Below are 11,483 nucleotides of genomic sequence, written 5' to 3' on the forward strand. Positions count from 1 at the left end.
GCGACGGCCCACCTTTTCCAGTCGTACTAACCTTGGCCAAGCCTAAGCATTCCGCCACCTGTTACAACTGTCCAGAGGGCGATTCCGAGCGCTACGCAGCCTGTCCAGTGAGGCTCGTAGCAGTATATTATCGAGAGTAAGGCCCGCCAGAACCATTAAGTGGTGCTATCAGCAGAAATTGGCTTGAGGTGGGCAGGGCGGTTTCGTCGCTTCTCTGGATGCCAAAACGCTCCCATTCCGGTTCTTCATAACGAGCCCAGAGGTCATCCGCCTGGCGGTGATGATGTACATCCGGTTTCCGCTTTTATTGCGAAGCGTCGATCATCCTCTGCTCGAGCGGGGGGAGCGAGATCAGTCATAAGACCCTGCGGTTCTGGTGTAACAGATTTGGCCCGATGCTCGCTGCTCAGATGCGTCGGAACCGGATCAGCCGAATGCGTGCATTCTCGGACTGGCAACGCCACCTCTACTCGCGTGACGATTTCGAGCTTAATCGGGCCGCTGCTCTGGCAGAGTGGCGTGGTCTTGGCGCGGCACAAGGGGCAGCGTCACTGTCCATTCGAAGACTGGTTCGAATTCGTCTGACAGTATCCTCTTGTCTATTCGCGGTTCAATGCAACAGCGGTCCATCATGATCCAGATAGTCGATGTCAAACCCCGAGAACTCTTTCAAACGCTCAAAATCATCAAAGGTCACTCGGCCCTTCTGGAAGGTGACCAAGCCATCCTCGCGCAGGTTTCGCAGCACGCGGTTGACATGCACTGCCGTTAGCCCAAGGACATCGGCAAGGTGGTATTGCGTAAGTGGGCAGTCGTAGCCCAATTTGTCACCCAGCCCCACAAGCTTTAGCCTTGCGCCAATTTCCAACAGAAAATGCCCCATCCGTTCCTCGGCGTTCCTGCGGCCGAGATTGACTAGATGTTCCACAACCATTGCCTCGTCACGGGACGCTGCCCATAGAATGGCGGTCGCCAGACGTGGTGACTGTCCGAACCCGTCAAGGATATCAGCGGCAAGCACGACCGAGGCTTCGAGACGCGTGACTGCCTCGACACTATGATCGGAGGTACGGAACAGCACGCTGCGAAGTCCCAGGAAATCACCAGGGATCTGGACATCAACGATCTGTCGCCCTCCGTCAGCGAGGATCTTGTAGGAGCAGGCCCAGCCCTCAGCCAGAATGAAGGCCGTCTGTTTCGCCTGCCCCTCGGTGATCATCTCATGACCCGGCAGGAAAGTTTTCTTGCTACGGTGAAAGCGGCTCAGAATATCCAGATCGGTTTCTGACAGGGCCACGAAAGCGGCCAGCTTGCGCGTCAGTGGGCTTTTCAATATCGACATGGCTTGTCTTTCAAGGGTGTGGATCAGGCGTTTTCACACGAACATGGGGCCGAAACCGAAGTAACGGATACTGTTCTCAATCAGCACTGCCCATCATGAACTGTTTATGAAGGTTCGAGCTTGCCGCCGAACGGTGCGAGAGCCACTGTGTCTGTTGATATTGAGGCGATACATGACAGCGTTCAATGGTAATGCCTGACAACACACTTCTACCATTTGCGAGCCACTGCTTCTGGCCTTGAGCGCGCGAATTTTTTCCAGAGCAAGAGATCGTCGGGTTACTCAAGGATGCCGCTGCGGCGCATGAGATTGTGCAGGCTGGCAAGGTTTCTGAGCGAGATGCGGCAATAGTCACGTTGATCGACGCCCTACTGGATCGGCGCACCAGTCCGAACAAGCGGTGAAGGCAACGTCGCGCTATGGCTGACCGTAATCGAGCAGGCCGTGTTTGGCCAACGAAATTCAATGGTCTCGCCACATGATTCACTTTTGCAGCGAGGCCAACCAGCGATCGCAGACTATGGTCAGGCATCCTCAGCTTTTCCTTTGGAATTATCCGCCATACACGCAAGCCAAGAACGACAAGGATGAACAGGACGATAACCACAAGCCCTACAATAAGGATGATGTTCTTCATGGATTTTCCGTATTTTGAAACTGGTGACCAGTCATTACGGCCGCCGCGCTATCACTCACCGTCAGGGGAGTTGCTAACATGGATCAGCGATCATCATTTTTCGGCTTGAGAATCCAGCGATCGCAATTTGGCAGAGTCTCACAGTGCAGGATCCTTCACCCCTCCAATATGGAAATGCGAATTCGCGGGATCGCGTTTCAAGCTGTCACTCGGCCCGCCGAATTGAAACCACCATGGCCGGTTGACACAAAGGTTGCTGATGCACTGATTTGGATCAGCTTGGATTTGGCGGGGTTCGCCTACCACAGTCATAGTGATCGAATCATTCGATTGCACCGCGGTTATTTGCGGACACAGGAATGCCTGACGAAAAGAAAACGTCGAAAGTCCGGCATCTTTCTTAACCTGTCTTCCGCAAAAGCCCATGAAAGAATACAAATGTCCATGAAGCTTATTCTGAGTGCCGCAGCCGCTGGCCTCGTTCTGACCTCCACTGCTTATGCCCAGACCACTGCAACGGCCTGGACCGAACTAAACCTGCGGTCGGGTCCCGGCGCGACCTATGACATCATCGCGGTGATCCCGACCGCGCAAAGCGTGACGGTTGATGGCTGCCTTGAGGCTTCGAACTGGTGTCGTGTATCCTATGGCGAAATGAACGGCTGGGCTGCGGGCGATTACCTGACCGCCACGGTTGAAGCGCCGATCGTGGTCAACCGCGAGCGGCTTGCTGTAAAGACGATCACCTACGAGAAGGCACCTGATGCCGCAATTGGCGCTGGTGCCACAGGAGCGGTGGCCGGCGCGATGATCGCGGGTCCGGTCGGAGCGATCATCGGCGCGGCAGTGGGCATGACCCTTGGCGATGCGGTCACCCCGGAAGAGCGCGTCACGACCTATGTCCGCGCCAACCCGGTCGAGCCGATCTATCTGGACGGTGAAGTTGTCGTTGGTGCCGGTATCCCCGAGACAGTCACTTTGTCTGAAGTCCCCGAGAGTGAATATTTTTACGCCTATATCAACGGCGTCCCGGTGCTGGTCGAGCGTGAGCAGCGACGGGTCGTTTACGTCGTTCGCTAATTCTACGATGAGATTACGCTGATATCTGACGGTCCGGAAAACCGGGCCGTCAATTTCGCAAGCAGCCATGCTTTTCTCTGGCCGCTGGTCAAACAATAGAGAAGAGAACTCGCACCTTCCGTTACCAAGGAGGGAAGTGACGATGTTCCGCTTCCGGCGCGCGCGAAGTTCGCAGAAATCCGCCGCGATTCACGCCTCGACCTGCCATCTATTCAACGCGAGGCGCTGCCTCATCTCAAGATCATATTTCAAGCTGAACTGTGCCGCCGCTCTTACTGAGTGGCGCCGTCTCTTGGCCGAATGAGGGAGGGCCATCATGTCCTTGGTGGGACCGGTTCTAACTGGGCTGTCAGCATCCGCGAAAGAAAACGAAACATCGCCGAAGCACTGACTCAGATCAGTGCAGGGGGCAATGCCTTAGGTCATTATTGCTATGCAAAGATCCGGATTGGATGGCGAAGCGCCAGCTTCAAACGGACGAAGAAAAGGACAACTGCCATGAATGTAAGTTCAAAACTCTTTTCTGTAGTCACCGTCATCGCCCTGACCGGTTGCACCTATAACACGGGCGCGCCGAACCAACCTGCTACCGGTGCGTTGATCGGGGGTGCAACCGGGGCGGCCATCGGAACCGCCATTGGACATGATACGAAGTCCGCGATCATCGGGGGCGCTATCGGCGCGGCCGTTGGCGGCGCCATTGGGACCGACATGGCCCGACAGGAACGCGAGCTGAACCAGCAGCTTGCGGGCAGCGGTGCGGTCATCACCAATACAGGCAGCCAACTGCGCGTGATTCTACCCGAAGCCATTACCTTTTCGACAGGGTCCGCCACGGTCGCGCCCAGCTTCCTGCCACCACTGCGTGAAATTGCCCGCTCGCTGAAAGCGCATCAAAATTCGACGATCCGCGTGGTGGGGCATACGGACAATGTTGGCTCTGCCAGCTACAACGACCAGCTTAGCCGTGATCGTGCTCTGGCCGTTGCCCGGATTCTGATCCGGGACGGTGTCGCAGCGAACCGTATCACCTATTCCGGACGCGGCTTCCAAGAGCCGATCACGTCGAATGCGAGCGCCGCAGGTCGAGCACAGAACCGTCGGGTCGAGGTCGTGATTACCCCGACCAATTGATTGGGCCGCGCGCAACGGTCGGTCGGCCTTTTGCTATCGATGGGGCCGTTCGCACCAAAACTACCAGAACACTGGCCGCCATTTTTTCCGGAAAGGATATGATCATGGATAAAGATAGAGTTATCGGCTCGGCAAAAGTCGTCAAGGGCAAAGCCAAAGTTGCCATCGGCAAAGCCATCGGCGACGCAAAGCTGCAGGCAGAAGGTGAAGCGGACAAGGTCGAGGGCAAAGCCCAGAACGCCGTCGGCGGGATTAAGGATACGATCCGCAAGGATTAGGCGAGGCACCGAACATGCGAAGTATCGCAAGGTTTCTCCCTCAACTACTGACCTGGGAAAGCCATTAAATCGAGACGTGAACAAGGAAACTGATCTTGAGCCGTAATTCTCTTTTCATCCTGATCGGAGCGCTTGCCATCTGCGTATTGGGAGCAAGCTATCTTTACTACCAGGAACGCCAGAAAGGCATCGACATCCAGATCGACGGTCACGGCGTCAGTATCAAAGGCAACTGAGCAGGCCAGCCCTGCACAACACATCTTCACATCATGCGCCCTCGCAAGATGGGCGGCCCCTCCAGAGGAGAAATCACCATGTCACTTGGTACGATCTTGACCGTTGTCCTTATCATCTTCCTCCTGGGCGGATTCAGCGGCCGCTTCGGCGGCTATGGATATGGCTTCGGTCATGCCGGGGTCGGTGTGCCGGGCACCATTCTGATTATCGTGGTCATCCTGATGCTTTTAGGAAGAATCTAACCGCGACAACATGCTCGAAGCGCGTGCATCTGATCCGATTAGCCTTGATGAATAGGCTCGCGCCCTACGACAAAGGTCCGGCGGCGCTCGTGCAACCTGTCGAGAACGGTGAGTTCGGCACCAGAAGGCTTCACCAAGGCATCAAGTTTCCGGATCAAAGGCTTGTCCTGTAATATGCGCCCCTTTTGGGTACACTGACGAATGCCTGGCACGGGAAATTTCCCGATTGCTGATGTCGATCAGTCCAGCTTTCGGAATTCTTTGAAACGCTTGCTCATGCATCGCTGGGGCATCATCTGCGCGAAAAAGCCATGGAAGGCTGACCGAACATGTCGGAGAATGATATAATTTCAGGAATAGCGGCACTTACGATTTGCGAAGCCCTGTTGCTAGCGCTCAACGACGCAAGAGTTCTTCCCGAAAGCGAGATCATTGGCGTTCTGAAGGACGCGGCGGCCACCCATGATAACGCCGTTGGCACTTCTGTTGAGCTTGAAAAACACAAAGCCGTATCCGCCTTGATCCATGGCATCATAATGGGGGGCAATTCGGTTCGCAGAACCTAAGGCTCAAGACGGCAGTGTCAGAAGAAACTGGCTTGAGGCGGGCACGGCGGTTGCATAGCCTTGCCGGATGATAAAAAGCTCCCCATTTCGGTATTTCAAAACGAGCCCTGAGGTCATCCGCCTGGCGGTGATGTTGTACATCCGGTTTCCGCTTTCGCTTAGGAACGTCGAAGACTTGCTCCATAAGCGTGGCGTCGATGTGAGCCACGAAGCCGTTCGTTTCTGGTGGCACAGGTTCGGGCCGATGTTCGCCGCAGAGATCAAAAAGAGACGGATTGAGGGGATGAAATCCAGCTGCTGGCGGTGGCATCTGGACGAGGTGTTTGTGAAGATCAAAGATGAGCGGCGCTACCTGTGGCAGGCCGTGGATCACGAAGGCGAGGTCCTGGAAAGCTTTGTAATGAGGACGCGTGATAAGACAGCGGCGTTGAAATTCCTAAAGAAAGCAATGCGTAAGCATGGTCGCCCGGAGGTTATCGTCACGGACCGGTTGCGATCGTACGGCGCGGCGCTGAAGCAGATCGGTGCAGCAGATCGCCAGGAAACTGGCCGGTGGGCGAACAACAGGGCTGAAAATTCGCGCTTGCCGTTTCGACGAAGGGAGCGGGCGATGTTGCGTTTCAGGCGCATGCGAAGTCTGCAGAAATTCGCCGCTGTTCACGCTTCTGTCTACAATCACTTTAATCAGGACCGCAGCCTCTCAACTCGACCCGATTTCAAGCTCAACCGTGCCGCCGCTCTGGCCGAGTGGCGCGGTCTTTGCGCGGCATAAGAACAGTGTCACTGTCCAAGCTGAGACTGGTTCGAATTCGTCTGGCAGCACGCCCAGGTATGTTTCGGCGCCCCCTGGTTGTCGTGACGAAGGCTACCACAAATCGTTGAAGGCATCCGCGATACGCGGGGCGCCGACACGGGCGCCCCGCGTCGATTGCGTCAGGCCCAGCCGAGGGCGCGCATTGACTGGGCGTCGTTCCAAATCTTGGTCATGTGTTTGATTTTCGGGCCATCGAACGTCATCGCATAGACGTAGTCAGCCGCGACGCTGCGCCCAGTCGGCGGCACTGGGCCGCCCTCGTCCGTGTGGGTCCCGTGGAACACTGCGAAACCCAGCACAGTGGCGCGCGCGTCGTCTGTGGCGAAGGCCTTGATCTCATAGTGGCCGTCTGGCGCCAGTTTCAGCAGACCCTCCATCCAGCCGGCATAGGCCTCGATCGTGTCGATCTCCGCAAGGGCGTCAGACTGGCAGGAGAAGGTAGCACCCGGCACGCAGAAAGGTGCGCAGGCGGCCCAGCCCTTGCCCGTCTCGATGGTGTCGAAGAACGCGGCGGCGGTGTCGGTCATCGTCATGGGCTTGTTCATCGTGTTGCTCCCGGTCAGGCGGCCGCGATCTGGGGCGGCCTTTTCCAGTAGGGCAGTCTTGTGCAGCCCTCGCTACTAGTCCGGCTAAAAAAATCTAAATCCCGGCGGGAAAGACCGGCATGGTAAGGACCGGCATGGTAAGGACCAGAATGGCAAAGGCCGGAATGGCACTGTCAGATCAAACCGCCTTGCGCGGGGCAGGGCGGCTGGCTGCCCTGTGTTCGCGGCCCAGACCCGTCGAAACCGGATCAATCGCATCCGCCCACCGCAACGGGCCGTGGCACCTGGGCCAGGTTTTCGTGAATACGAACGGGAAACCCAACTGTCCTTGCGGGGATCGGTTCGCATTGGTCTGACCGCGCCTTCAATTGCCTAACTTTCGCCAGAAACGGTCTTTAAGCAGGGAACACGAATTCATTTCCTGGGAGATTGACTATGAGTATGATTATCGAAAACCCGCTTGCGGTTGCTGCCTTTCTTTGTGGTGTCGCCGGCATCTATCTTGTCGTTGTACGCACCATCAGGAGGAGAAAGCAGTAAGCTTTCTCTGACTGAATATTTCTGTCTGGCCTGGCCCTACCAAGTGGTTCGCCGTGGAGGTTGGCGTCAGGCATAGCGAATGGATGACGGTCGCAGCGCCTGCGATGACGCAGTGCAAGACATCTGTGCCGCGTTCAAATGTGTCTGTCGGCATTGTCCTGGCCGCGATATAGCATCGCTTGCTGCGTGACGTCCTGATCTTGGGCGTCGCGCGCTTGCCGCATCTATTGGTCTGGTTTCAGGCGTCATCATCAACCCTTTACCCTTCCCTCATCCCCCCGCCTGACGGGTTTCGTTCCCGGGTGGCTGATTTGACCTCAGTCAACGACAGGCTGGCCGGCTTGCGCCAACCTCGTCTTGTTGTCAAAGGAGGGTGCTTGATGTTTCATACTGTTCTGGTTGCAACCGACGGATCAAAGGCCGCCAGTCGCGCAGTTGACGCTGCAATCGACATTTCTCTCAAATACGGCTCACGCCTTTACATCATTCATGTTCTTCAGCACGGGCGGGCGGTTGAGGAATTGGAGCGTATGGCCGAGATCGAAGGTCTTGTCGCTGGTATCTCGGAGCCCGAGCCGCCCGCTCCGACCCCTGAAGCCGCCGCAGTCCGAACCGTGCTTCTTGAAAGCCGGCATGATGGCCGTGTCTTGTCGAAAATCGGCGAGATGATCCTTCAGCGTGCAGCGCAGCGGGCGCGGGAGGCTGGCCTGGGCAAGGTAGAGACCTTGTCGGCCAATGGTGATTATGCGGACGGCATCCTTGACGCCATTGACGAAACGTCGGCCGATCTTGTGGTCATGGGGCGGCGCGGTCTTGGAAAAGTCAGGCAACTGTTGCTCGGCAGTGTTTCGAACAAGGTCGTGCAACAGTCTGGCGCCGCTGTTTTGCTCATCCACTGATCCGGCTGCGTGCAGCCCCCGGTTTGCGGCCACGGCCGAGGCCAAGGCCGGTCTGCATTGGTCTGACAGCGCCTTCCCGAAGCCGGTGAGCTGCAACTTGCGCCCAAGGGTCTATCGCGCCTCACTGTCATCGCTGCAAGCGGACAATCGTCTGATCATCGTCCAGTTGAACTGATGTTTGATGTTGTGCTCGTACAACCACTTGTCCTGAAGATGGTAGGCTTCCAACTCCGGTGCCCCGGCACATTCCCAATCCCGATTTTGCAGCTGAACGTCATGGATCAATTCGTGCAGCAAGACGGACTGGTCGAAATAGTTCAAAGGTGACCAGGGATAGGTCAGAAAGATGTGGCGTTTTTCGCGGTCAAAGGCTGCCAGAAGGACAGCATCGACCAGCAGGTCTGATTGCTCATACGCGATGACGTCTCCGACTTGGCAAAACGAAATCGTTGGGGGATCATTGTAGGTAGCAAGAAGATCGTATGACGTGTTCATGGCAATCCAGGCAATCATCTGGTTGAACAACTGCTCTCCGATGACAGATGGAACTGCGGGATAGGGGGTTTCGACCCTTGGTGAGGGTTGGCAAGCCTCCAATTCATCCGCAGACACCGACCGGTTGCCTGTTGGAAATCCAGCCAGGACAACCGCCGCGGCGCACAGGATATTTCTGCTTGCTACGTTTTTCGCCATCATCAGATATTATCGCGCGATCCTTGCTGCTCTACAATCGGTTGTGCGGGTGGTTTTGTGATGCGTTCATTTTGCCTTGAGGCTGACAAAGCGGTGGCGCCCGCCCAGATTTCAGGAATCGCCGCGTCGGTTTTGCGATCATCCCTCGAACAGACAGGGGGATTGCCCCGCTTGTAAAGCGCCGAACGCCTTCGCACTGCGGGGGACGCCGCCGGACATGCCGCATCACGGCTTTGCCCCGGCAGACACCCGCGCGGTTGTTTGCGATTTGTTTCAAGCTGCACCATCAAACAAGCCGGACCAGGCGATGGGCGCGCGGGATGTGAGGCTCTGTCACTGTCCTGGCAGAGACGGGTTGGCATTGGTCTGACACCGCTTTGGATCCTTTAAGGACGTTTAAGGCAGGGCTACAGGACCTTTAAGACGGGTTTTGCGAAAAGGGTTTCACGAAAGACATCACCGCAATTTCGGGAGCCTGCCAAATGACCACATTCAACACCAATATCGACCTTGATCCGCGCGGCGATGCGACACCAGGCACGCGCGCCACAGCCAAAGTGCTGACCCTGCAACTTGCGAACCTGTTGCGCGGCAATCTGTTTTTCGTCGCGTGGCCCCCGGATGAACTGCTTGAAAAAGCCGCCCGGCGCGAAGCCGCCCGCCGCGCCGTCGACAATCTGTTGCGATAGGTCAGGCCCTGTTGCGGGATCAATTGGCCGGGCACCAGCCCCGGCTGTCCCGGCGTGTCAGGCCAAGGGAATGCCACTGCCCGTCAAGGCATCCTTGAACAGCGCAAGATACGGAGGATATTTGAAGGGAGTGGTCTCAAGCGTGTATTTCAGGGTCAGGCCTGGATTGATCTGCAAAAGCTCGCGGCCCATTCGCCTGGCATCCTCGATACGCCCCATGCGCCAGTAGCAACACAAGAGCGAGAAAACCGTCGAGCCATAATTCGGCGCCTCGTGGTAAGACTGTTCCAGCATGGCCACGGCCTCGTCGTTCCGTCCAAGCCCCAGCATGATCGGTCCAAGTGCGCTGCGCACAAATCCTGTGTTGGGATCCAGAGGGTTGAGGCGCAGGGCGCGTTCTATCTCTTTCAGGGCGGTTTCGAATTCACCGACATAGGCGTGCAGCCAGCCAGAAGAGCAAAAGACAGTGACCGAATTGGGGTTGAGCGATCTGGCCTTGCGTAGCGCGACAAGGCCGATCTCGGCCCCTTTGTCCAGAAATGCCACGGTATGTCCGGCATAGGTCAACATGGTTGCATCCTTTGACCCGCCATCAAGCAGGGCATAGGCATCCGGCAGAACATGTCGCGCGTCATGGATCGAAATGAAGCGACCGCCGCAAGCGATGGTATAGGCCCAACATCTGAGTGCGCGCGCATAGGCGTAGTCGGGATCAAGCGCGATGGCCTTGTCCAGCAGGGCAAAGGCGCGGGTGAAATCGTCGGCCTTGGATGTGAAGCGCATCAAGGGCTCTACCTGCAGGCAAATGTCATAGGCGCGCAGATCGTTTTGTGGCTTCTCTCGACTGCGCAGCGCTTCGGCCGAACGCAGGGTCGGTTCAATGGCAGCCGCAACACTTTCGGTCAGGCGGTCCTGCAGATCGAATATCTCGTCCAGCGTGCCGGTGAACCGGTCAGACCATATGGCCCGGCCTGTTTCCGCCTCGACCAGTTGAACGGAAATCCGCAGGGTCGAACTCGCCTGCTGGATGGATCCTTCCAGGATGTAGCGCACGCCCAACTCGCGACCCACATCCGCCAACTGCACGGCGCGGCCCTTGTAGGCAAAGCTTGACGTGGCGGCGATGACGAACAGCCCCCCGATCCGTGTCAATGCACCGATGAGTTCCGCCGCGATGCCGTCGACAAGGTAATCCTGCGAAGCCTGCCCGGTGAGATTGGCAAAGGACAGCACCGCCAGCGAAGGGATGTCGGGCAATGCCGGACCCTGCGTGTCCGGAAGTGGCGCATCACTGAGGGCCAGCTTGTAGCCGATACCGGGAACCGTCGCGATGGATTTGGGGCCCAGGGCCTTGCGCAGGGCAGATATCTGAACCGACAGGTTGCCTTCTTCGACGGCAAGGCCGCCCCAGACATTTTCCAGAAGCTCACCTTTGCTGACAACGCGCTCCGTATGCGCGAACAGATAGGCAAGGACATCGAAAGCCCGCGCGCCCAGCTGTACGGGCGTACCGTCCAGATGCAGCGTTCGCGTGACGTTGTCTATGGTCAGGGCGGGCGCGGAAGACGTCATCGGCATACCAGGCTGGGAAACACCCCCGACCTTACAGCAATAAAACGGATACTGTCAGATTAAACCGACCTGCCCGGGGCAGGGCGGCCGCCCCTGGCGGGACGGGGTCGCATGGATATTTCGGCGGCTGCCTGATGCTTTGCTTGCCGGACGCGTCCCCCGTCAACCGCCGTAAAGACCGGCCACCTTGGCGCGCAGGGTTATCAGGGCAAGCA

General features: G+C 57.3%; 14 protein-coding genes and 1 pseudogene. 10 read left to right on the plus strand and 5 right to left on the minus strand.

Going from position 1 to position 11,483, the window contains the following annotated elements; translation table 11 throughout:
• Window positions 1–214: 214 nt before the first annotated feature.
• Window positions 215–467, plus strand: a pseudogene (locus ACFQ3C_RS18455) (IS6 family transposase); the annotation flags it as partial.
• A gap of 143 nt (window positions 468–610) precedes the next feature.
• Here the strand turns inward: ACFQ3C_RS18455 and ACFQ3C_RS18460 are convergent.
• Together ACFQ3C_RS18460 and ACFQ3C_RS18465 are read right to left on the minus strand one after the other, a co-directional pair.
• Window positions 611–1,342, minus strand: coding sequence for a Crp/Fnr family transcriptional regulator (locus ACFQ3C_RS18460; RefSeq protein WP_380795043.1), 732 nt, complete (start codon window positions 1,340–1,342; stop codon window positions 611–613).
• A 76-nt stretch (window positions 1,343–1,418) separates the two neighbouring features.
• A complete protein-coding gene (locus tag ACFQ3C_RS18465) occupies window positions 1,419–1,979 on the minus strand; it encodes a hypothetical protein (RefSeq protein WP_380795045.1) in 561 nt (186 codons plus the stop codon).
• A gap of 444 nt (window positions 1,980–2,423) precedes the next feature.
• Between ACFQ3C_RS18465 and ACFQ3C_RS18470 the strand changes: the two genes are divergently transcribed.
• From ACFQ3C_RS18470 to ACFQ3C_RS18500, 7 genes are all read left to right on the plus strand, one after another.
• On the plus strand, window positions 2,424–3,059 hold the full coding sequence (locus tag ACFQ3C_RS18470) for a DUF1236 domain-containing protein (protein WP_380795047.1): 636 nt from the start codon (window positions 2,424–2,426) through the stop codon (window positions 3,057–3,059).
• Between the two features lie 498 nt (window positions 3,060–3,557).
• On the plus strand, window positions 3,558–4,193 hold the full coding sequence (locus ACFQ3C_RS18475; RefSeq protein ID WP_380795050.1) for an OmpA family protein: 636 nt from the start codon (window positions 3,558–3,560) through the stop codon (window positions 4,191–4,193).
• A gap of 104 nt (window positions 4,194–4,297) precedes the next feature.
• Window positions 4,298–4,471 carry a CsbD family protein gene (locus tag ACFQ3C_RS18480; RefSeq protein WP_380795052.1) on the plus strand — a complete coding sequence of 58 codons (174 nt, stop codon included), beginning with the start codon at window positions 4,298–4,300 and terminating at the stop codon, window positions 4,469–4,471.
• A gap of 95 nt (window positions 4,472–4,566) precedes the next feature.
• Entirely contained in the window at window positions 4,567–4,707 is a 141-nt protein-coding gene (locus ACFQ3C_RS18485; RefSeq protein ID WP_380795054.1) for a hypothetical protein, read from the plus strand.
• Window positions 4,708–4,785: 78 nt separating this feature from the next.
• On the plus strand, window positions 4,786–4,950 hold the full coding sequence (locus tag ACFQ3C_RS18490; protein ID WP_380795056.1) for a DUF3309 family protein: 165 nt from the start codon (window positions 4,786–4,788) through the stop codon (window positions 4,948–4,950).
• A gap of 329 nt (window positions 4,951–5,279) precedes the next feature.
• Complete coding sequence (locus ACFQ3C_RS18495) at window positions 5,280–5,516, plus strand: hypothetical protein (protein ID WP_380795059.1); 237 nt, start codon at window positions 5,280–5,282, stop codon at window positions 5,514–5,516.
• A gap of 67 nt (window positions 5,517–5,583) precedes the next feature.
• Window positions 5,584–6,288 (plus strand): IS6 family transposase, encoded by a 705-nt coding sequence (locus ACFQ3C_RS18500; RefSeq protein ID WP_380795061.1) that lies wholly within the window; start codon window positions 5,584–5,586, stop codon window positions 6,286–6,288.
• 161 nt (window positions 6,289–6,449) lie between these two features.
• Here the strand turns inward: ACFQ3C_RS18500 and ACFQ3C_RS18505 are convergent, their stop codons facing one another.
• Window positions 6,450–6,875 carry an ester cyclase gene (locus ACFQ3C_RS18505; protein WP_380795064.1) on the minus strand — a complete coding sequence of 142 codons (426 nt, stop codon included), beginning with the start codon at window positions 6,873–6,875 and terminating at the stop codon, window positions 6,450–6,452.
• 920 nt (window positions 6,876–7,795) lie between these two features.
• On the opposite strand from ACFQ3C_RS18505, the gene ACFQ3C_RS18510 reads away from it, so the two are divergent.
• Window positions 7,796–8,314 (plus strand): universal stress protein, encoded by a 519-nt coding sequence (locus ACFQ3C_RS18510; RefSeq protein ID WP_380795067.1) that lies wholly within the window; start codon window positions 7,796–7,798, stop codon window positions 8,312–8,314.
• A 111-nt stretch (window positions 8,315–8,425) separates the two neighbouring features.
• Here the strand turns inward: ACFQ3C_RS18510 and ACFQ3C_RS18515 are convergent, their stop codons facing one another.
• A complete protein-coding gene (locus tag ACFQ3C_RS18515; RefSeq protein ID WP_380795069.1) occupies window positions 8,426–9,010 on the minus strand; it encodes a DUF6647 family protein in 585 nt (194 codons plus the stop codon).
• Window positions 9,011–9,489: 479 nt separating this feature from the next.
• On the opposite strand from ACFQ3C_RS18515, the gene ACFQ3C_RS18520 reads away from it, so the two are divergent.
• Entirely contained in the window at window positions 9,490–9,696 is a 207-nt protein-coding gene (locus tag ACFQ3C_RS18520) for a hypothetical protein (RefSeq protein WP_380795071.1), read from the plus strand.
• A 57-nt stretch (window positions 9,697–9,753) separates the two neighbouring features.
• On the opposite strand, the gene ACFQ3C_RS18525 is transcribed toward ACFQ3C_RS18520, so the two are convergent.
• Window positions 9,754–11,268, minus strand: a complete 1,515-nt coding sequence (locus tag ACFQ3C_RS18525; RefSeq protein ID WP_380795073.1) for a winged helix-turn-helix domain-containing tetratricopeptide repeat protein — start codon at window positions 11,266–11,268, stop codon at window positions 9,754–9,756.
• Window positions 11,269–11,483: the final 215 nt, after the last annotated feature.

It is taken from the genome of Seohaeicola saemankumensis, assembly GCF_042678485.1.
In the GTDB taxonomy this organism is placed as follows: Bacteria; Pseudomonadota; Alphaproteobacteria; order Rhodobacterales; family Rhodobacteraceae; genus Seohaeicola; species Seohaeicola saemankumensis.